Below are 21054 nucleotides of genomic sequence, written 5' to 3' on the forward strand. Positions count from 1 at the left end.
TCTCCCACACACTGTGCCCTCGGCATAAATGCCGGCCCCGTGCACGCGCGGCCGCGGCGGAGCTTCACCTAGGATGAATCAACCAAGCGACCAAAGGAGTTCAGTATGCGAGCCGTGTACGCCCAGTCCCAGTCCCAGGAGGACCCGCTCAGCGGCCTGGTGGTAGGGGAGCTTCCCAGCCGCGAACCGGAGCCGGGCTTTCGGCGCGTGCAGGTCAGGGCCTCGGCGCTGAACCGGCACGATCTGTGGTCCCTGCAGGGGACCGGCCTTCCTGCTGACCGGCTGCCGATGATCCTGGGCTGCGATGCCGCGGGCGTGGACGACGACGGCAATGACGTGATTGTGCACTCCGTCATTTCCACGCCGGGCTGGGACGGTGACGAGACCCTTGATCCGCGCAGGACCCTGCTTTCCGAGCGTTACCCGGGAACCATGGCTGATGAAGTCTGGGTTCCCGAACGCAACCTGGTGCCAAAGCCTGCCCAGCTCAGCTTCGAAGAAGCAGCCTGCCTGCCTACGGCGTGGCTGACCGCATACCGCATGCTCTTTACGGTGTCGCCGGCCGCTCCGGGGTCCACGGTGCTTATCCAGGGCGCCGGGGGAGGAGTGTCCACTGCCCTCGTTGCCCTGGCCTCGGCAGCCGGATTCCGGGTCTGGGTGGCCGGACGCAGCCCGGCGAAGCTCGAGGACGCCCGGAGGCTCGGTGCCGAGGCGGTCTTTGAGTCCGGCGCCCGGCTGCCCGAGCGCGTGGACACAGTGTTCGATTCGGTGGGTGAAGCCACCTGGAGCCATTCCCTGAAAGCACTCAAACCCGGCGGAGCCCTGGTGACCTGCGGTGCCACTTCCGGACCGAACCCGCCGGCGGATTTGAACCGGATCTTCTTCCTGCAGCTCAAGGTCCTTGGCTCCACCATGGGCACGAGGGCTGAGCTCCAGCGGCTGGTCCAGTTCCTGCTTGCCACGGGAGTGCGGCCGGAAATCGACTCAGTGCTTGGCCTCGAGGACGCAGCGAAGGGATTCCGGCGGATGCACGACGGCGCTGCCACCGGAAAGATCGTCTTCCGCCACTAGCCGGGGATGGCCAAATGCAAAAGGCGTCCGCCGGAGCGGACGCCTTTGTGCGTGGGCGATTGTCAGTTCATGTCCGGGAGGTCCAGCCAGCGGAACCATCCGCGGTGCAGGACCAGCCAGGCGATGAGGCCGTATCCGGCCTGTCCCGGAGTTCCGCCATTGGCTGCGAGGTCCGTACGCCACTGCTCATGGTTCAGCAGCGGGGTCAGGGTGTCCACGTAGACGTGCTTCCGGCGGGTCGTGACGTCCCCGAATGCTGCGGAGAGGTCCGCGAGGCGGCGGTTGCGTTCGGCATCCAGCCCGGGCGGGGGACCAACCACCAGGACCTTGATGCTCATCTGGGCGGCACCGTCCAGGATGTTGGCAAGGTTGAGCCGGCTGCGTGCCGTGGAAAGTTCCAGATCCAGGTCACGGTCTGAAAGTCCGATGACCAGCCGGTTTTCGCACGACTCATCGAACCTGCGGCCGGCCTCCATCAGCCAGCGGTTGGCGAGTGCCTCGGTGCCCTCGCCGGGGGCTGCGAGGCTGTAGGCCTCCAGCGTTGCGTTATCCGGCGTGGTGCGGGCCAGCACGCGTCCCAGCCAGCCCAGGGCGCGGGGATCGCCATGACCGGCGAGCAGTTCGTCACCGACCGCAGCGAGCCTGATTCTGCGTTGTTCCACGAGTTCCCTTTTCAGTTGCTTCAGTGTCCAAATGAAGGGTGGTTAAAAGCCGGGTGGGGCACCATCCGGTGCCCCACCCAAACCTAGCCCATTAGCGGCGTTCGAATGCCTTCTTGACCAGGATGTCCTGCTCAACGGCGTGGCGCTTGGCCGAGCCGGTGGCCGTAGAAGCCGACGCGGGACGGGAAACCAGCCGCAGCGGGCGGTCCAGTTCCGGCGGCAGGTTCAGGCCGATGAACGGCCACGGTCCCTGGTTGGCCGGTTCGTCCTGTGCCCAGATGAGTTCCGCGTTCGGGTACTTGGCAACGGCGTCCTGGATTTCCTTGTAGGGCAGCGGGTAGAGCTGCTCGACGCGGATGATCGCAGTCTTTTCGTCGCCGGCCTTCTGGCGGTTGGCCAGCAGGTCGTAGTACAGGCGGCCGGAGACCAGCAGGACCTTGTCGACGGCGTTGCCGTCCAGCTCTGCGTGTTCGCCGATGACCGGCTGGAACGAGCCCTGCGTGAACTCCTCCACCGAGGTGGCAGCTGCCTTCAGGCGCAGAAGCTGCTTCGGCGTGAAGATCACCAGCGGCTTGCGCGGCCGGCTGTAGGCCTGGCGGCGGAGCAGGTGGAAGTGCGAGGCGCCGGTCGTGGGGTTGGCCACGATCATGTTGTCCTCGGCGCACAGCTGCAGGAAGCGCTCGATCCGGGCCGAAGAGTGGTCCGGGCCCTGCCCTTCGTAGCCGTGCGGCAGCATCATGACGAGCGAGGACCGCTGGCCCCACTTTTGCTCAGCAGAGGAGATGAATTCGTCAATGATGGTCTGGGCGCCGTTGACGAAGTCGCCGAACTGCGCCTCCCACAGCACCAGGGCGTCGGGACGCTCCACCGAGTAGCCGTATTCGAAGCCGAGGGCGGCGAATTCGGACAGCAGGGAGTCGTAGATCCACAGCTTTGCCTGGTTCGGGTCGAGGTCGCCCAGCGGGGTCCACTCGGCGCCGGTGGCGCGGTCGTGGAAGACCGCGTGGCGCTGGGTGAACGTGCCGCGGCGGGAGTCCTGGCCGGCAAGCCGGACGGGAACACCTTCCATCAGCAGCGAGCCGAAGGCCGCAATTTCGGCGAAGCCCCAGTCGATGTTGCCCTCGCGGGACATCTGCTCGCGCTTCTCCAGCAGTGACTTCAGCTTCGGGTGGACCGTGAACCCTTCGGGGATGGTCACGTGTGCCTTGCCGATGCGCGCCAGGGTATCCGCGGAGATCGCAGTGCTGGCCGGCGCCACGATGGTGGAGCCTTCCTGCTGTGCGGCGGGCCGCTCCAGGTCCGAGACAGCCTCGGAGTCCTTCGTAATGACCGGGATCGGGGAAGTCTGGGCGGCATGCGTTTCCGCGAAAACCCGCTCAAGGCGGCTCTGGTAATCGCGAAGTGCCTGCTCAGCTTCTTCCTGGCTGATATCGCCGCGGCCGATCAGCGACTCGGTGTAGAGCTTGCGCACCGAACGCTTGGCCTCGATCAGGGAGTACATCATCGGCTGCGTCATCGAGGGATCGTCGCCCTCGTTGTGGCCGCGGCGGCGGTAGCACACCATGTCGATGACGACGTCCTTGTTGAACCGCTGGCGGTAGTCGAAGGCCAGCTGGGCCATCCGTACAACCTGTTCGGGATCGTCGCCGTTCACGTGGAAGATCGGAGCCTGGACCATCTTCGCGACGTCGGTGGCGTACACGGAGGAACGCGAGGACGTCGGGGCGGTGGTGAAGCCAACCTGGTTGTTTACGATCACGTGGATCGTTCCGCCGGTGCGGTAGCCGCGCAGCTGGGAGAGGTTCAGCGTTTCCGCCACCACGCCCTGGCCGGCGAACGCCGCATCGCCGTGGATGAGGATCGGCAGGACGGGGAACTCGTCGCCGCGGTCCAGCCGGTCCTGCTTGGCGCGGACAATGCCTTCAAGGACGGAGTCGCCGGCCTCGAGGTGGGACGGGTTCGCGGCCAGGTAGACCTTGGTCTGGTTGCCGTTATCCGACGTGAAGGTGCCCTCGGTGCCGAGGTGGTACTTCACGTCGCCGGAGCCCTGCACGGAGCGCGGGTCCTGGGTGCCTTCGAATTCGCGGAAGACCTGGGCATAGGTCTTGCCGGCGATGTTGGTGAGCACGTTCAGGCGGCCGCGGTGGGCCATGCCGATTCCGACTTCTTCCATGCCTTCGTCCGCGGCACCGGAGATGATCGCGTCCAGCAGCGGAATCAGGGATTCGCCGCCTTCCAGTGAGAAACGCTTCTGGCCGACGAACTTCGTCTGCAGGAAGGTCTCGAACGCTTCCGCGGCGTTGAGCTTGCTCAGGATGCGCAGCTGCTCTTCACGGGAGGGCTTGCTGTAGGGAGCCTCGAGGCGGTTCTGGAACCAGGAACGCTCTTCCGGATCCTGGATGTGCATGTACTCGATGCCTGCGGTGCGGCAGTAGGCATCCCGCAGCACGCCGAGGATCTTGCGCAGCTTCAGCATCGGCTTGCCGCCGAATCCGCCGGTGGGCCATTCGCGGTCCAAGTCCCACAGGGTGAGTCCGTGGTTCAGGACGTCGAGGTCCGCGTGGCGGCGCTGCACGTACTCCAGCGGGTTCGTGTCCGCCATCAGGTGGCCGCGGACGCGGTACGCGTGGATCAGCTGCTGGATGCGGGCAACCTTGTTGATCTGCTCGTCCGGGTTGACCTGGATATCAGGGCTCCAGCGAACAGGCTCGTACGGGATGCGCAGGGACTCGAAGATGTCGTCATAGAAGTTCTGCTCGCCCAGCAGCAGCTGGTGGACGATGCGCAGGAACTCGCCGCTGCCGGCACCCTGGATGACACGGTGGTCATAGGTGGAGGTCAGGGTGATGATCTTGGAGATCGCGTTGCGGGCAAGGATCTTCTCGTTAGCACCCTGGAACTCGGCCGGGTATTCAAGGGCGCCGGCGCCGATGATGCAGGCCTGGCCCTTGGACAGACGGGGAACGGAGTGAACCGTTCCGATTCCGCCCGGGTTGGTCAGGGAGATGGTGGTGCCCTTGTAGTCATCGGCGGTGAGCTTGCCGGCGCGGGTGCGCTTGACCAGGTCTTCGTAGGCGTGCCAGAACTCGGAGAAGTTGAGGGTCTCGGCCTTCTTGATGTTCGGTACCACCAGGAGGCGGGTGCCGTCCGGCTTGGGCATGTCGATGGCCAGGCCGAAGTTGATGTGCGCGGGCTGGACAGCAACGGGCTTGCCGTCCACCTCGTCGTAGTAAACGTTCTGGGACGGGAACTGGGCGGCAGCACGGATGATGGCGTAGCCGAGCAGGTGGGTGAAGGAGACCTTGCCGCCCCGGGCACGTTCCAGGTGGCTGTTGATGACAATGCGGTTGTCGATCAGCAGCTTGGCCGGAACGGCACGCACAGTCGTGGCCGTGGGCACGCTCAGGCTGAGGTCCATGTTCGTGGCGATCGCCTTCGCCGGGCCGCGAAGCACCGTGACGGTGTCTTCTTCCGTCTCCGTGCTGGGCTTGGTCTTGGGCAGCTGGGCCGGGATGGGCGCAGACTTAGTCTCCGGCTTCGTTTCCTGCTTGGCGGAGGCGGCAGCAGACTTCGGCTCGTCCTTGGCGGAGGCTGCTTCCTTGGCCACAGGCGGCTTTCCTGACTGCTGCGTAGCGGCGGGGGACTCAGCAGAGGCCTTCGGAGCCTGGGCCTCGGTATTCACGACGGGCAGCTGGCGGGTGGCCGGGTTGGCACCGAGTTCGCTCGGGGGAGTGGAACCGTTGCCAGAGGCTGAATTGCCGGCGGCGGACTTGGCGTCCTCCGCTTTAAAGGAGTCGAAAATGCTCCACCACTTCTTGTCGACAGAATTCTTGTCCTTGAGGTACTGCTCGTACAATTCGTCGACAAGCCATTCGTTCCCGCCGAATTCCTCCGGCAGGCGGTGGTTGGGTTGGTCTGGCACTAGATATACGCCTCTTCCATGAGTTGCCGTTTGCCCTGATGGCACCATGATCTGAGCGCTTCCGCCTCAAGACTTGCTGGTGCGGCCCGGTGCGCAGTGACCGAGACTTGATTGCAAGTCTAGTTATAGATCAACCGAAGTGGCCAATCTCAGGGGTGTCCGCCTGTGGGATGCGACACACTTTGCTCAGCCATTGGCGCGATTCTGCGCACAGTGCTCCGGTCCCGGAATTGATCTGGTGCGGCACCGCCAAAGCTGTAAACTGAAAGGTCTATGGACAGCAACTCTAGGCGCCGGCCTGCATCCAGCGCGGTTTCATCCGCCAGGACGCACAGAGCCGGCAACGCCCGCACAAGATCCCCGCACTCTCCGGCAGCGTCATCGGAGCCTTCCAGTCCGGCTTCGGCCGAACCCCCTCCTTCCGGCGGTAACCCGCCAACAGGCTCCCGGGGAACCCTGATTCCGCACCTGCGCGCGGAGAGTGGTTCCTGAGATGGAGTGGCTATTCCTTCTGGCCGGCCTGCTGCTTATCTGCGGCACCGGCTTTTTCGTGGCCGTTGAGTTCTCCCTGGTTGCACTGGACCAGCCAACGGTCCGCCGTGCGGTGGAAGACGGAGACACCCGCGCGGAGCCGCTGCTCCGCTGCCTGACCACGCTTTCCACACAGCTTTCAAGCTGTCAGCTGGGCATCACGCTCACCACCCTGCTGACCGGCTACGTGATGGAACCGTCCGTGGGGCGGCTCCTGCAGGGTCCTCTCGCTTCGCTCGGACTTCCCCCTGCGGCGTCGCTCTCCGTGTCCGTCGTCGCGGCCATGGTGCTGGCTACCCTGCTGTCGATGCTCCTGGGCGAACTCATCCCCAAGAACATGTCCATTGCGCTTCCCTTTAAAGTGGGACGCCTGCTGGCCCGCCCGCAGCTGGCCTTCACCTTCGTGTTCAAGCCGGCCATCCTGCTGCTGAACGGATTCTCCAACAAGGTCCTGAATCTCTTTGGCCTTGAAGCCAAGGAAGAGGTCTCCGGAGCCCGGACACCGGCGGAGCTCTCCTCCATGGTCCGCCGGTCGGCTGAGATGGGCACCCTCGACGCAGGTACCGCGAACTTCCTTGCCCGCACGCTGTCCTTTTCGGAGCGGACCGCGGCGGATGTCATGACTCCGCGGATCCGGCTTGAAACGATCGACGCCGACCAGCCGGTTTCCGACGTCATCGATGCAGCCCGCCGCACCGGTTATTCACGCTTTCCCATCCTTGGTGATTCCCCGGACGATATCCGGGGCGTGGTGCACGTCAAAAAGGCCGTTGCGGTTCCGCGCCGGAAACGGTCGGAGCTGCCGGCAGCTGCCATCATGAGCGACATCCTCCGGGTGCCGGAGACTGTGCACCTTGATTCGCTGCTCTCGGAACTGCGCAGCGCCAACCTGCAGCTCGCCGTCGTACTGGATGAATACGGCGGCACCGCCGGAGTGGCCACGTTGGAGGACCTGGTGGAAGAAATCGTCGGCGAAGTGTCCGATGAACATGACAAGCTAAAGCCCGGTGTGCTGCAGAGTGCCTCCGGGTACTGGTATTTCCCCGGCATCATGCGGCCTGATGAGGTATCCGACCTGATTCCGTCCCTGCACGTCCCGGACGATTCCGGCTACGAAACGGTGGGCGGCTACATCATGGCTGACCTGGGCCGAATCGCCGAGGTGGGCGATACCGTGCCCGTTCCCGGCGGAATGCTGGAAGTCGAACGTATGGACGGACGGCGGATCGACCGGGTCTGTTTTGTGCCCGGCGAACCGGATCCGGAAAGCGAACCTGAGGGTGAGGCAACGCCGTCGGGCAGGCAGGAACGCGCTGCTGCGTTGGCTGGTCCGGGTGCAGGCACGCAGGGCCAGAGCGCCCAGCAGCGGCAAGGTCCGCGGGTGACCCCGGGTGCCGCTGGTGCCGCCGGTGCCGCGGGGGCTGATCCGGCTACCGCCCATGGTGCCAGTGCCGCCGGCAGTGCAGTCCGCGGGCCCGCCCGCAGGGAGGGAACGCGATGAGCGACATCGCAGGTATTTTCTGGCTGGTCGTCCTGCTGCTGGGCAACGCCTTCTTTGTTGGCGCGGAATTCGCGGTCATGTCCGCGCGCCGCAGCCAGATCGAACCGCTGGCCGAGGCCGGTTCCAAGCGGGCCAAGACCACGCTCTGGGCCATGGAACACGTTTCGCTGATGCTGGCGTGTGCCCAGCTGGGCATCACGGTCTGTTCCCTGCTGATCCTGTATGTCGCCGAACCCGCAATCCACCACCTGCTGGCCGCTCCGCTGGAAGCCGTGGGAGTGCCCATGGAGGTCGCCGACCTTGCCGGGTTCCTTGCCGCGCTGCTGTTCGTGACGTTCCTGCACGTGACCATCGGCGAGATGGTTCCGAAGAACATTTCCGTGTCCGTGGCTGACCGGGCCGCCCTGGCCCTGGCACCCCCGCTGGTCATGGTCTCCCGGGTGGTCCGCCCCATCACCGCAAGCCTCAACTGGATTGCCAACCATGCCCTGCGTGTCGTGGGAATCACGCCCAAGGACGAGGTGACTTCTTCCTTCACGCTGCAGGAAGTGCAGTCAATCGTGCAGGAATCCACCCGGCACGGTCTTGTGGCGGACGATTCCGGAGTCATTTCCGGGGCGCTTGAGTTCTCCGGCCAGACTGCCGGGGAAGTCATGGTGCCGCTGGATGAACTGGTGACCCTGCGCACCGACTGCACTCCGGCCGAGTTCGAGAAGGCCGTAGGGCGCACCGGGTTCTCCCGCTTTGTGCTCATGGACGAAGCCGGAAACTTCACCGGCTACATGCACCTGAAGGACGTCATGGCGATCCCCGAAGAGGCCTATGACCGGCCGATCACGGAGAACAAGGTCCGCACCCTGGCCAACCTGCGGCTGAGTGACGGAATCGAGGATGCGCTGGCTGTCATGCAGCGCACCGGATCCCATGTTGCCCGTGTCCTCGGGGACGATGCGCAGACCCGGGGAGTGCTGTTCCTGGAAGACATCATTGAGCAGCTGGTCGGGGAAATCCGGGATGCCACACAGTCCCAGGGGCTGCGCAGGTCAGGTGAGAGTTTCAGCGGATGACAATCCAGGGCATTAGATGCGAATGATTCGCGTTTAGGTTATGCTGATCAAGCCCCGGTGCCGCCGGAGGTTGTACCGAGACTCGAAACGGGGATACTGACACTATGCGCCGCCTGCCCATCCGTGTGGCTGGAATCCTGACCGCTGCCGCACTCGCACTGTCCGCCTGCTCCGCGAACACGGGAGATGAGGGCGGTGCCGGCGAAGGCGGGGATACCATCCGCGTAGTTGCCTCGACCAATGTGTACGGGAACATCCTGGAATCGGTCGGCGGTGAGTTCGTCAGCGTCGAGTCGATCATCAACCGCCCGTCCCAGGATCCGCACTCCTACGAGGCGACCGCCCGGGACAAGCTGGCTGTTTCCGAAGCGGCAGTGGTAGTCCTGAACGGCGGAGGATATGACTCCTTTATGGAGACCCTGGTCCAGGAAGAGTCCGTTGCCTCCGAGAACGTGCTCAACGCCGTCGAAATCTCCGGTCTGGAGGAAGACGGGCACGAGGGTGAGGACCACGGCAGCGAAGAATCCGGTGATGACCACGCCGGGCACTCGCACGGCGCCTTCAATGAACACGTCTGGTACGACCCGGATGCCATGGGGCTGCTCGCCGAGGCAGCAGCTGAGCGCCTGGCCGAACTTGATCCGGAAAACGAGCAGGCTTTCCGCGACAACGCAGCAGCATTCAATTCCGGGATCCAGGAGCTGGAAGACCGCCTCGCTGAGGTCCGCACTGTGGCCGCCGGGCGAGACGTCGCCATGACTGAGCCGGTTCCCGCCTATCTGCTGGAAGACGCAGGGCTGCACAACGTCACCCCGGATGATTTCACCGAGGCCGTGGAGGAAGGGCAGGATGTTCCTCCCGCCGTACTCAAGCAGATGCAGGACCTGATGGCCTCCGGGAAGATTGCGTTCCTCGCCTACAACGAACAGACCTCCACATCACAGACCGAGGCCGTCCGCAGCACTGCCGAAGATGCGGGAATTCCCGTCGTCGACTTCTCCGAAACGCTGCCCGAGGGCGAGGACTTCCTCGCCTGGATGGACCGCAACGTGACGGCCATCCAGGACGTCCTGAAGTGAGCCGTGCCGTCGTCCAGCTGCGCGGGGCCTCCATGGCCTTTGGCAGCCGTACGCTCTGGCAGGGACTGGACCTGGATATCAACGCGGGGGAGTTCCTTGCGGTTCTGGGACCGAACGGCACGGGAAAGACAACGCTCCTGAAGGTGCTGCTGGGACTGCAGCCCCTTAGCGCCGGCACTGTGACAATTGACGGGCACAGGGTCGAGCGCGGCAGCAAGGATATTGGCTACATTCCGCAGCAGAAGACCTTTGCTCCCGGTACCCCGCTGCGTGCCCGTGATCTTGTGGGCATGGGGGTCGACGGCGACAAATGGGGTATCCGCCTGCGCCGCGGTCCGGTCCGGGCCCGGGTTGATGAGCTTCTGGCCCAGGTTGGTGCCACCAGCTATGCCGATGCTCCTGTTGGGAAGCTGTCCGGCGGCGAGCTGCAGCGCCTGCGTGCTGCCCAGGCATTGGCTACGGACCCCGACCTGCTGCTGTGCGACGAGCCCCTGCTTTCCCTTGACCTGCATCACCAGCAGGCCATTAGTGCCCTCATCGACGCGCGTGCGCATGTTCATGACTCTGCCGTGGTGTTCGTGACGCACGAGATTAACCCGATCATCGATTATGTTGACCGGGTGCTTTACCTTGCCGGCGGGCAGTTCCGTACCGGGACGCCGTCGGAAGTCCTGCGCTCTGACGTGCTCTCGGATATGTATGGCTCGCATGTGGAAGTGCTGCGCAGCCACGGCCGGATTGTGGTGCTCGGCGTTCCGGACGCCACTACGCACCACCACGGCGAAAGCGAGGCCGATCTTGGACCTTTCTGAGTTCTTCTCTTCGGTGTTCGACTTCAGCGACTACGGCCAGCTGCTGCCTTTGGTCACCAACTCGCTGTGGGCTGCCGCGATTCTGGGTCTGGTTGGCGGCCTTATCGGCGTTTTCGTGATGATGCGGGATCTGGCATTTGCTGTCCACGGCATTGCTGAGCTGTCTTTTGCCGGTGCGGCCCTGGCCCTGCTGCTGGGTGCGAATGTTGTTCTTGGCTCTCTTGCCGGTTCCATCGCTGCTGCGCTGATTCTTGCCCTGCTCGGTTTGAAAGCCCGTGACCGGAATTCGATTACCGGCGTCATCATGCCGTTTGGTTTGGGTCTCGGTATCTTGTTCCTGGCCTTGTATGAGGGGCGTTCGGCGAACAAATTTGGTCTGCTGACCGGTCAGATTGTTGCTGTGGACAGTGTCCAGCTGAACCTCCTGGCCATTTGTGCCGCCGTCGTTGTTGTCGGTCTTGTTGTGGTGTGGCGTCCGTTGACGTTTGCCAGTGCCGATCCGGAGCTTGCCCAGGCCCGTGGCGTTCCGGTTGGGGCGCTTTCAATAGTGTTTATGTTCCTGCTGGGGCTTTCCGTGGCGCTGTCCATCCAGGTTGTGGGTGCGCTTCTGGTGCTTTCGCTGCTGATTACGCCTGCCGCTGCGGCGCTGCTCGTGACCTCGTCTCCGCGTCTGGTCGTTGGGCTGAGTGTCATCTTTGCCCTGGTCTCTGCTGTTGGCGGCATTCTTCTGGCCTTGGGCGGACGTATTCCCATCAGCCCGTACGTGACCACGATTTCCTTTGCGATTTATGTGGTTTGCCGGATCATCATGGCTGTCCGCGGCCGGACCCGCCGGTTGGCTGCTGCTGCGTGAGGCGGCATCGTGAATCGGCTCCTGCTCCAGGCACCCTGGCGGCATAGGGATCAGGGGGCCGGTTGATGGGCACCTGTTCAAGACTTTCTGCCCGAGACGTATTCGTAAACCATCAGGCAGATGACTGACACGGCCGCAGCGACCGGGAGTGCCCGGAGAACGCCTGCTTGGGGGACGAACGTGCCTATCACCGCGCTCAACAATGCTCCGGCAGTGACCACTCCGATGGAGATGAGTGCGATTCTGGGTCCAGACATTTGGGAACCTTCCGGGAGCCTCAACTCCGGTTAGGGTAACTTCCATCCGGTTTGCCGTCACTATGGACACCGGCCCCTGGTCTCTGGACTCTGGACTCTGGACCCTGGCCGCTGGGCGCCGGCCCCCGGCCCCCGGGCCCTGGCCGCTGGGCGCCGGCCCCCGGCTCCCGGGCCCTGGCCCCCGGGCCCTGGCCGCTGGGCCCTGGCCGCTGGGCCCCGGACCCTGGACACCGGACCCTGGAGAATCACTGCCGTCGCAAGTGCAGCGCCGGGCAGAGCCGCCCAGAGGGGGCCGAGCTAGAGGCGTTGTGAGGAGCTAGAACGGTGGTGGATCATCGTCAGGACTCTTGTCTTCCTGTGCCAGGGCCGAGGACCTGGCTGTTGTGCTGGCCGGCATGAAGGCCAGTTCGGCGCCGGTGGTGTAGGTGCGGCCGGTGGGTGAGTTCCATTCGATGGTTCCGGCCTCTGGCTGGCGGGCTTTCCAGTGTCCGAGGGTTTTGAACCGGTGGTGTTTGGGGCAGAGGTGTTCCAGATTCGTGTGCTCTGTTGGTCCGCCGTGGGAATAGGGCGTGGTGTGGTCGATTTCTGCGTGGGTGACGGTTACTGAGCAGCCGGGGAAGCGGCAGGTTCCGTCCCGGGCCTGGAGCCAGCGTTTGAGTCCGGCGGGGATGCGGCGTGTTCGTCCCACGTTCAGGATTTCGCCGGTTGCGGGGTCCTGGAGCAGGGGTGTCCAGTGCAGGGCGCCCAGGATCATGGTGCGTGCGGTTTCGGCACTGATGGGTCCATAGCCGTTGAGTTCTGCGGGGTTCTCGTCGAGGCCGGCGAGGGTGTCAGCGTTGATTAGGACAATGACTTCGGTGCGGATTTTTGAGCGGTTCTGGTTCCGGTGCCGTTCGGCCCGGCGGGGACGTCTAGCGTTTCGCTTGGTGTCGCTGTGTGAGTCCGCCGGCTGGTCCGAACCAGAGCCGGTGCCTGACCCAGAGCCCGTGTCCGAACCGGAGTGGGGACGGGAACCGGAGACCGAGCCGGTGCCTGACCCAGAGCCCGTGTCCGAACCGGAGTGGGGACGGGAACCGGAGACCGAGCCGGTGCCAGCTCCAGAGCCAGCGCTAGCGCCGGAGCCCGAGCCCGAGCCCTTGCCAGCGCCAGAGCTAGAGCCCTTGCCTGAGCCAGAGCCCGTCCCCGTGCCCAGGTCGGTACCGCCAGACGATGCAGGGGTGCCTGACCGTGCTTCCTCTGAGGTGTCGGGCGCGCTTGCTGGAGTGAGAGTGTCGGCGGATAGGGCCGCGGGTTCGCCTTCGAGGAGCAGCTCGGTGAGGGTGTCGGCGCGGAGCTGGTCCATAGTTCGTGGATCTCCGGCCCGCTTCCCGGCCTTCGCAGCACCGGTGAGGGCGGCGAACATGGCCTGGCCCTTCTCCGCTGCGATGTTCGCGCTGAGGCAGGACATACCATCGGGCAGTGGTTGGAACATGACCCGGCGTTTGTCCTTGGCCTCCCGGTGCCGGACAGGGATCAGATCCGGGAAGCGGGACTCGCGGAGCCTGCGGGCCCGCCGGCCGAATCCGGCAGCAGTCCTGCCCTCAGCCTCCGTGAGCAGATCCCGTTCAAACGCACCGCGCACGCTCAGCGCGACGCTGACTGCTGCAGTGTCGTCGGTCCCGGTTCCCGTTTCTTCGCCGACTGCTTCGTCCGGGGCGTCGGGACTGGGCTCAGTGCCCAGCCCGCCGTCCTGCCCAAAGTCCAAGTCCAGCTGGCCCGAATCATCGGTGGGCGATTGGTCCGGTGCCGGCGGGCTTGCGGCATCTTGGACTGGCCCCGCTTCCGGAACGTCAGGGACGTCGGCGGGAAGGTTGTGGGTTTCTTCGAGGATGATCCGGGCGTGCTGGAGCGCGATCTTCCCTTCGGTGAGACGGTCAAGAGTGTCCGGTGCCTGAGTACACAGCCGGGTGGATTCGCTGATCAGCTGCATCGCGGTCATGTGCGGAATGTTCAGGACAGTGGAAGCCTCGGCAGCTGCAAGACTCATGGCCAGGGCTGGTTCTTCCCGGCCGGATGCTTCGGCAATGTCCCGGGCGAAAAGCACTTCCAGGCGGGCAGCAACACGTGCCTGCTGCGCCTGCGCCCACGAGACCAGCATGCCCAGACGCTGCAGGGCGGAGACGGTTTCCTCATAACCCAGACGTTCGGCGCCCCGGAATGACAACCGCCCGGCAAATCCCTCCGGCAAGGACAACACCGACGCGTCATCAGCCACCGCCGGATCGGCACAGAACACGGATCCGGAAGAGTTAGAGGAATCGGGATGCCGCCCAGGCGGGTTTCCGGGATGCGGGCTAGATGGGTCAGGATGCGAACCAGACGAGTTCTCGGGCTCAGGCTCAGACGGGGCAGGATACGGACCAGACGAGTTCCCGAGATCAGGGCCTGATGGCTTACCAGAACGAGGCCCAGACGTGGCACCGCCGCCCGGGTTAGCAAAGGTTTCGCCACCCGGGCAGGCACCGGTCTCGGCACCCGCTTCCATCCCGAGTTCAGCCCCCGGCACACCACCACCATCCCGGTCAGCTAACCGGGAGAACGGTGTATCCGAGGAACGGTTCATACCCCAACACTGTCAGCTGCCACCGACATTTCAGGGCCTAAATCGGCCCTTTTCAGTACCACCAATTACCGGTGATTTACCCGCTTTTCGCGAATCGGGAGTCAATAGGTACGAGGAGATATGAACGCCAAGGTGCCCCGGCCGAGCGCTCGAAGAAACGCTGCTCGCCCTAGAAACAAAGCGGAACTCAGTCATAGGCAGCGACACGCGGCCGGACAACCGCAGGACAGGCAGCAGCTACCGCGAACACTCCGGACAAAGCCCAAAGACCTCAACAGTGTGCGCAACCTCAGTGAAACCGTGCTCTCGGCCCAACCGGGCAGCCCAGCTCTCAACAGCAGGAGCCTCGACTTCCACAGCCTTCCCGCAGTTGCGGCACACCAGATGGTGGTGGTGGTGTTCGGCTTCGCAGCGGCGGTACAGGACCTCGCCGTCTGCTCCGCGGAGTACGTCAACCTGCTCGTCATCCGCCATGGACTGCAGGATCCGGTAGGTAGTAGCAAGGGACACCTTCTCGCCACGGTCCTGAAGCAGACGGTGAAGCTCCTGGGTGCTCACGAAATCATCAAGCGAATCGAGAGTGCGCCCCACAGCCAGCCGCTGCCGGGTAACCCGGGGCTCGGCAGTCCGCCGCGAGGACGATGGCTGCGCTGACATGTGAGCCTCCTGGGCTAACGGGAATCGGACCTGCCTCCCAGATTATCAGCGTTGGCAGAAACGTGGCCTGCCCGGAGACCACACAAGACCCGGAGTATCGTGACCCTATGAAAATGACCAAGTACACGCATTCCTGTGTCCGTTTCGAAAAAGAGGGATCAGTCCTGGTGCTGGATCCGGGCAACTTTTCCGAGGTCGAAGAAGCGCTGCAGGACGCTAACGCAATCCTGCTGACGCACGAACATCCGGATCACATCGACAAGGAGCAGGTACTGCCCATCCTTGCCGAGCGGTCAGACCTCCAGCTCTACGCACCCGCGGCGCTGGCGGCAGCTCTGCGCAACGAAGCAGCAGAGAATGCACAGGACCGCATCCACGACGTCCAGCCCAACACCGTGCAGGAAATCGCAGGGATCTCGGTCCGTTCCTTCGGCGGACAGCATGCGCTGATCCATCCGCTGATCCCCATGGTGGAAAACCTCGCGTACCTGATCGAAGACCGGATCTACCACCCCGGAGACTCATTCACCGTACCCAACGGACTCAAGGCCGAGGTGCTGCTGGTTCCGATCCACGCTCCCTGGTCAAAGGTCGGAGAAGTAATCGACTTCGTGATCGCCGTCGGGGCCCAAACCGCGCATCCGATCCACGACGCACTGCTCAACGGCAAGGGCCGGGCACTCGTTGAAAAGCACCTTGAACGCTTCGGCAGCATGTACGGGACCAGTTACCAGCCGCTGGCACCGGGCGATGTGGTGGACCTGTGACTGACATCCTCATCAGCGCAGCCGGGCTCCGCACGGCACTGGAAAACAAGGAGCCGGTGCGCCTGCTCGATGTGCGGTGGGAACTTGGCCGCAGCGACGGCCACCGCAGGTACCTCGAGGGCCACCTTCCCGGGGCCGTGTACGTGGACCTCGACACCGAGCTTTCCGCACCGGCCGGGCCGGGAGGACGGCACCCGCTGCCCTCGCCGCCGGTCTTTGCCGCGGTGGCACGGGGCTGGGGAATCAACGACGGCGACACAGTCGTCGCGTACGACGCCTCCGGAGGTGCCGCAGCGGCACGGGCCTGGTGGCTGCTGCGCCACGCAGGCTTTGACAACGTCCGGCTGCTCGACGGCGGGCTCCAGGCCTGGCAGGCCGACGGCGGAGAACTTGAAACAGGACAGGCAACCCCGGTGCCGGGGTCAGTGACGCTGTCCTGGGGCCACATGCCGGTGGTTGATATGGCCGAAGCGCCGGCTCTGGCAGCCAACGGTGTGCTCATCGATGCGCGGGCACCCGAACGTTTCCGCGGCGAGAGCGAACCCATCGACCCGCAGGCAGGGCACATCCCGGGAGCGGTCAACGTACCCGCGTCCGGAAACCTGGACGCGAACGGCCGCTACCTGCTGGTCCCGGAACTCAGGCAGCGCTTCGAGGCAGCGGGGATAGACGGCTCGAAACCCGTAGGAGCCTACTGCGGTTCCGGCGTCTATGCGTCGGCAGAAGTCGCGGCCCTGGCCATGGCAGGCATCGACGCCGCCCTGTATCCCGGCTCCTGGTCCCAATGGTCCTCCACACCGGGACAGCCGGTGGCAACCGGAGCCGCAGACGGGTAGCGTCAAAGCCATGTTTACCGGCCGTCCCGTTCCGCCCCCGCTGCGTCTGCAGCTGCCCGGCGGGGACCGCCAGCAGCCCGAGCAAGGAGAACGCATGAGCACGCTTTTCACCAGGATTATCGAGGGTGAAATCCCCGGCCGCTTTGTCTGGAAGGACGACGACGTCGTTGCCTTCCTGAGCATCGGTCCTCTCGCTGACGGACACACCCTTGTGGTCCCGCGGCAGGAGATCGACAAGTGGACGGACGCGCCGGCGGACCTTCTGACGAAGCTGACTGCCGTCGCCCAGGCCATCGGCAAGGTGCAGGTGGACGTCTTCGGCGCCGAGCGTGCCGGACTGACCATCGCCGGTTTCGAAATCGACCACCTGCACCTCCACGTGTGGCCGGCGAACTCGCTGCAGGACTTCGACTTCAGCCGGGCAGACACCAATCCCGACCAGGACCGGATGGAAGCCAACGCCCGGAAGCTGCGCGAAGGCCTCAAAGCCGCAGGCCACGGCGAGTTCGTCCCCGAGGCCTAGCCCGGCAGGGCCTACGCCGGAGCCAGCGCCTGGTTCAGAGCGGTCCGGATCCGTTTCTCCGAAACGGACCGGGCCGTTCCCAGTTCCTGGGCGAAGAAGCTGATCCGCAGCTCCTCGATCATCCAGCGCACCTCGGCCAAAGCCGGCGGAGTGCCGCGCCCGGGCACCAGCGCCGCCACGGCGTCGTCGTAATCATCTTCGAGGCCCTGTACCACCGCCATGCTCAGCGAATCCCGCTGCACGTTGGTGGGCAGTTTCTCCAGCCGCCGCTCAATGCCGGCCAGATACCGCGGCAGCTGAGCCAGCTGCGCATAACCGGTGCGGGCCACAAAGCCGGGGTGGACCAGCTGCTCGAGCTGGGCACGGATGTCATTCAGCGCCGATATCAGCGCCAGCGACGTGGTGGCCTTCAGCTGCTTCTGGATCCGCCGCGTAGCTGAAAGCACCTTCTCAACAATTGCCGTCACGGTGAACACGGTGTCGATCAGGTCGGCGCGCACCCGCTCATACAGCGCATCAAACTCCTCGCGGGTCCACGGCAGCGCCTCCGGAGTGAGCTTGTCGATCGCAGCAAGCGTGCAGTCCTCGATGAGCGCTGAAACGCTGCCGTGCGGATTCTGGCTGAAGGTCAGCTTCTCGGCATTGCTGAGGTGTTCGAGCACGTACTTCGCCGGACTCGGCACCCGCAGCGCCAATAGCCGGATCACTCCGCCGCGCATGGCAGCTTCCTGCTCGGCAGCACTCTGGAAGACCCGCAGGCCGGCGGTGGATCCTTCGTCCACGAGGGCCGGGTAGCCGGTGACAGTATGCCCGGCAACCAGGGTGTCGATCCGCCGCTCGACAGTGCCCACGCTCCACTCGGTGAGGCCGGTTTCTTCACGGAACGACGGCGATGCCTTGCCGTTGGCGGCAGCGCCGGCACGCGCCGGCTTGCCCTTTGCAGCCTTCGGTGCGGGCTTCACCGTTCCAGGCGTGGCCCCGAGAGAATCCGCAATGGCCCGGCGGGTTGCAGGAGCCAGTGACTCCTGCAGCGCGGCCAGATCCTTGCCTTCATCCAGCACCCGGCCGGAGGAATCCACCACGGAGAAGCGCATGCGCAGGTGTTCCGGGATCGCGTCCCAGTTCCACGAGCCGGGAGGAATAATGTGTCCCTTCAGCCGGCGCAGGGCCAGCTCAAGCGACGGTTCCAGGGGATCCGACGCCGGATCGAAGTCAGCTGCCAGCGCAGCCGCCGCGGCACGCGCCACGTCCGGTGCGGGAATGAAGTTCTTGCGCACAGCCTTGGGCAGCGACTTGATCAGCGCAGTGATGAGCTCGGCCCGCAGGCCGGGAATCTGCCAGCGGAACGGCTCGGGATCCAGCTGGTTCAGGAACAGGACCGGCACCTCGACGGTCACGCCGTCGTTGGCTCCGGTAACGCCGGGGGTGAACTCGTAGGAAAGCGGCAGATCGAAGTCCGCGTACCGGAAGGACTTGGGGAACTCGTTCTCGTCCAGTCCCGCGGCGTCGTCCGTGCGCAAGGCATCCGGATCGAAGTCCAGTAGCGACGGGTTCTGGTGCCGTGCGTGCTTCCACCACTTGTCGAAGTGCCGTTCGGAAACCACCTCGGAGCTAACGCGTTCGTCGTAGAACTCGAAGAGGGTTTCGTCGTCCACGCGCAGGCCGCGGCGGCGCACGCGCGTCTCCAGCTCCTCGACTTCGGCGAGCAGCGCCTGGTTGCGGTGGAAGAACTTGTGGTGCGTGCGCCAGTCGCCTTCCACCAGGGCATGCCGGATGAACATTTCACGGGAAAGCACCGGATCGATCCGGCCGTAGTTCACGCTGCGGCGCGGAATGACCGGCACTCCGTACAGCGTGACCTTCTCATAAGCCATGACGGAGCCGTTGCGCTTGGACCAGTGCGGTTCGCTGTAGGTGCGCTTGATCAGGTGCGGGGCCACTTCCTCCACCCACAGCGGATCAAACCTGGCCGCGATCCGCGCCCAGAGGCGTGAGGTTTCCACCAGCTCGGCAGCCATGACCCAGTCCGGAGACTTCTTGAACAGGGCCGAACCGGGGAAGACCGCAAAGCGGGTACCGCGCGCACCGGCGTACTCCCGCTTGCGCTGGTCATAGAGGCCAATGTGGCTCAGCAGGCCCGAGAGCAGGGAAACATGGATGTCCTTGTCCTTGCCGACCGGATCCACGTCCCCGGGGGAAAGCGTGATGCCCAGCGGCTTGGCCAGCTGGCGCAGCTGGGCGAAGAGATCCTGCCATTCGCGGATGCGAAGGAAGTTCAGGAACTCGTTTTTGCACAGCTTGCGGAACTGGGAGGAGGAGAGCTCCTTCTGCTTCTCCTGCACGTAGCGCCACAGGTTCAGGAACCCGGTGAAGTCCGAGTTCTCGTCCACGAACCGCTTGTGCAGCTCGGCAGCCTTCTGCGCACGGGCCGGATCGTCCTTCGACGGCCGCTCACGCGGATCCTGGATGGTCAGCGCGGCGGCCAGGACCATCACCTCACGGACGCAGCCGCGCTGGCCGGCCTCCACGATCATCCGTCCCAGCCGGGGATCGACGGGCAGCTGGGCCAGCTTGCGCCCGACGGCGGTGATCCCGCCCTTGGGGGCCAGGGCACCGAGCTCACGGAGCAGAAGCGCGCCGTCGTTCACTGCCTTGGGATCCGGCGGCTGGACGAATGGGAAGTCCGCGACGTCCTTGGGTCCCTTGGCCACGCCCATGGCGGCCATCTGGAGGATGACGGCGGCGAGGTTGGTGCGGAGGATTTCGGGATCGGTGAACTCCGGCCGGGCTTCGAAGTCTTCCTCGGCGTAGAGCCGGATGGCGATGCCGTCCGAGACGCGGCCGCAGCGGCCGGAGCGCTGGTTGGCCGATGCCTGGGAGATGCGCTCGATCGGCAGGCGCTGCACCTTGGTGCGGTGCGAGTAGCGCGAGATGCGGGCGGTGCCGGTATCGATCACGTACTTGATGCCCGGGACCGTCAGCGAGGTCTCGGCAACGTTGGTGGCCAGGACAATCCGGCGGTGTTTGCCGGGGGAGAAGACCTTGTGCTGTTCGGCCAGTGAGAGCCGGGCGTACAGCGGCAGGATCTCGGCATTGGCCAGCCGGGGGTTCCGGGTGACCGTCCCGCGCAGCGCATCGGCGGCGTCGCGGATCTCCCGTTCACCGGAGAAGAAGATGAGGATGTCCCCGGGAGCCTCGCGGGAGAGCTCATCGACGGCGTCGCAGACGGCGTCCAGCGGGTCGCGGTCTTCCTCGAGCTCGTCCTCGTCGTCCTCCGCGGCGCCCAGGACGGGCTGGTTCAGCGGCCGGTAGCGGATCTCCACCGGGAAGGTCCGGCCGGACACCTCTATGACCGGAGCCGGGGTGCCGTCCGGGGCAGCGAAGTGCCGTGCGAAGCGTTCCGGATCGATGGTGGCGGAGGTGATGATGATCTTGAGGTCCGGCCGCTCAGGCAGCAGCCGCTTGAGGTAGCCGAGGATGAAGTCGATGTTGAGGCTGCGTTCATGCGCCTCGTCGATGATGATGGTGCTGTATTTCTTCAGCTTGCGGTCGTGCTGGATTTCCGCGAGCAGGATGCCGTCGGTCATGAGCTTGATCTTGGTGTCCCGGCTGGTCTCCCCGGTAAAGCGGACCTGGAAGCCCACTTCCGCACCGATCTCGACGTCGAGTTCCTCGGCAATGCGCTCCGCGACCGTCCGTGCTGCCAGCCGGCGGGGCTGGGTATGGCCGATCAGGCCCTTCTCCGCCAGGCCCAGCTCCAGGCACATTTTCGGTATCTGGGTGGTCTTGCCCGAACCGGTGGCACCGGCGATGACGGTGACCTGGTTCGCCGCGATGGCGGCCATAATGTCTTCACGGCGTTCCGAGACCGGAAGCTGCGGGGGATAGGAGATTGTCAGTGCCATAGTTGGCAC

14 protein-coding genes are annotated in these 21054 nt (G+C 64.8%); 9 read left to right on the forward strand and 5 right to left on the reverse strand.

Annotation, left to right across the window (positions count from 1 at the left end):
- Positions 1-105: 105 nt before the first annotated feature.
- Positions 106-1071 carry a zinc-binding dehydrogenase gene (locus tag NGB94_RS08740; RefSeq protein WP_325790233.1) on the forward strand — a complete coding sequence of 322 codons (966 nt, stop codon included), beginning with the start codon at positions 106-108 and terminating at the stop codon, positions 1069-1071.
- A gap of 62 nt (positions 1072-1133) precedes the next feature.
- Here NGB94_RS08740 and NGB94_RS08745 read toward each other — a convergent pair whose 3' ends face one another.
- Together NGB94_RS08745 and NGB94_RS08750 are read right to left on the reverse strand one after the other, a co-directional pair.
- Complete coding sequence (locus tag NGB94_RS08745) at positions 1134-1733, reverse strand: GDSL-type esterase/lipase family protein (RefSeq protein WP_325790234.1); 600 nt, start codon at positions 1731-1733, stop codon at positions 1134-1136.
- 91 nt (positions 1734-1824) lie between these two features.
- On the reverse strand, positions 1825-5655 hold the full coding sequence (locus NGB94_RS08750; RefSeq protein ID WP_325790236.1) for a multifunctional oxoglutarate decarboxylase/oxoglutarate dehydrogenase thiamine pyrophosphate-binding subunit/dihydrolipoyllysine-residue succinyltransferase subunit: 3831 nt from the start codon (positions 5653-5655) through the stop codon (positions 1825-1827).
- Between the two features lie 493 nt (positions 5656-6148).
- Between NGB94_RS08750 and NGB94_RS08755 the strand changes: the two genes are divergently transcribed.
- The 5 genes from NGB94_RS08755 (at position 6149) to NGB94_RS08775 (ending at position 11498) form a co-directional block, all read left to right on the forward strand.
- On the forward strand, positions 6149-7687 hold the full coding sequence (locus NGB94_RS08755; protein ID WP_325790237.1) for a hemolysin family protein: 1539 nt from the start codon (positions 6149-6151) through the stop codon (positions 7685-7687).
- A complete protein-coding gene (locus NGB94_RS08760; RefSeq protein WP_325790238.1) occupies positions 7684-8754 on the forward strand; it encodes a hemolysin family protein in 1071 nt (356 codons plus the stop codon). Before NGB94_RS08755 ends, NGB94_RS08760 begins: the two co-directional genes overlap by 4 nt.
- 104 nt (positions 8755-8858) lie before the next feature.
- Entirely contained in the window at positions 8859-9833 is a 975-nt protein-coding gene (locus tag NGB94_RS08765) for a metal ABC transporter solute-binding protein, Zn/Mn family (protein WP_325790239.1), read from the forward strand.
- A 32-nt stretch (positions 9834-9865) separates the two neighbouring features.
- Positions 9866-10645, forward strand: coding sequence for a metal ABC transporter ATP-binding protein (locus NGB94_RS08770; RefSeq protein ID WP_325790358.1), 780 nt, complete (start codon positions 9866-9868; stop codon positions 10643-10645).
- On the forward strand, positions 10632-11498 hold the full coding sequence (locus NGB94_RS08775) for a metal ABC transporter permease (RefSeq protein ID WP_325790240.1): 867 nt from the start codon (positions 10632-10634) through the stop codon (positions 11496-11498). Before NGB94_RS08770 ends, NGB94_RS08775 begins: the two co-directional genes overlap by 14 nt.
- Before the next feature lie 573 nt (positions 11499-12071).
- On the opposite strand, the gene NGB94_RS08780 is transcribed toward NGB94_RS08775, so the two are convergent.
- Complete coding sequence (locus NGB94_RS08780; RefSeq protein WP_325790241.1) at positions 12072-13982, reverse strand: HNH endonuclease; 1911 nt, start codon at positions 13980-13982, stop codon at positions 12072-12074.
- Positions 13983-14594: 612 nt separating this feature from the next.
- Complete coding sequence (locus tag NGB94_RS08785) at positions 14595-15014, reverse strand: Fur family transcriptional regulator (protein WP_325790242.1); 420 nt, start codon at positions 15012-15014, stop codon at positions 14595-14597.
- Positions 15015-15121: 107 nt separating this feature from the next.
- On the opposite strand from NGB94_RS08785, the gene NGB94_RS08790 reads away from it, so the two are divergent.
- From NGB94_RS08790 to NGB94_RS08800, 3 genes are all read left to right on the forward strand, one after another.
- A complete protein-coding gene (locus NGB94_RS08790) occupies positions 15122-15781 on the forward strand; it encodes an MBL fold metallo-hydrolase (protein WP_325790243.1) in 660 nt (219 codons plus the stop codon).
- A complete protein-coding gene (locus NGB94_RS08795; RefSeq protein WP_418910627.1) occupies positions 15778-16617 on the forward strand; it encodes a sulfurtransferase in 840 nt (279 codons plus the stop codon). Before NGB94_RS08790 ends, NGB94_RS08795 begins: the two co-directional genes overlap by 4 nt.
- A 94-nt stretch (positions 16618-16711) precedes the next feature.
- Positions 16712-17140, forward strand: coding sequence for an HIT family protein (locus NGB94_RS08800; RefSeq protein ID WP_325790244.1), 429 nt, complete (start codon positions 16712-16714; stop codon positions 17138-17140).
- A gap of 11 nt (positions 17141-17151) precedes the next feature.
- On the opposite strand, the gene hrpA is transcribed toward NGB94_RS08800, so the two are convergent.
- Positions 17152-21045: an ATP-dependent RNA helicase HrpA gene (gene hrpA, locus NGB94_RS08805; protein ID WP_325790245.1), complete on the reverse strand. Its 3894-nt coding sequence runs from the start codon at positions 21043-21045 to the stop codon at positions 17152-17154.
- Positions 21046-21054: the final 9 nt, after the last annotated feature.

It is taken from the genome of Arthrobacter koreensis (assembly GCF_035792275.1).
GTDB classification, from domain to species: Bacteria; Actinomycetota; Actinomycetes; order Actinomycetales; family Micrococcaceae; genus Arthrobacter_B; species Arthrobacter_B koreensis_A.

Bases quoted from the DNA above. Each gene is read 5' to 3' on its own strand.
- NGB94_RS08800 (WP_325790244.1), top strand. From the start codon at position 16,712: ATGAGCACGCTTTTCACCAGGATTATCGAGGGTGAAATCCCCGGCCGC.
- NGB94_RS08790 (WP_325790243.1), top strand. From the start codon at position 15,122: ATGAAAATGACCAAGTACACGCATTCCTGTGTCCGTTTCGAAAAAGAG.
- NGB94_RS08770 (WP_325790358.1), top strand. From the start codon at position 9,866: ATGGCCTTTGGCAGCCGTACGCTCTGGCAGGGACTGGACCTGGATATC.
- NGB94_RS08765 (WP_325790239.1), top strand. From the start codon at position 8,859: ATGCGCCGCCTGCCCATCCGTGTGGCTGGAATCCTGACCGCTGCCGCA.
- NGB94_RS08755 (WP_325790237.1), top strand. From the start codon at position 6,149: ATGGAGTGGCTATTCCTTCTGGCCGGCCTGCTGCTTATCTGCGGCACC.
- hrpA (WP_325790245.1), bottom strand. From the start codon at position 21,045: ATGGCACTGACAATCTCCTATCCCCCGCAGCTTCCGGTCTCGGAACGC.
- NGB94_RS08740 (WP_325790233.1), top strand. From the start codon at position 106: ATGCGAGCCGTGTACGCCCAGTCCCAGTCCCAGGAGGACCCGCTCAGC.
- NGB94_RS08785 (WP_325790242.1), bottom strand. From the start codon at position 15,014: ATGTCAGCGCAGCCATCGTCCTCGCGGCGGACTGCCGAGCCCCGGGTT.
- NGB94_RS08760 (WP_325790238.1), top strand. From the start codon at position 7,684: ATGAGCGACATCGCAGGTATTTTCTGGCTGGTCGTCCTGCTGCTGGGC.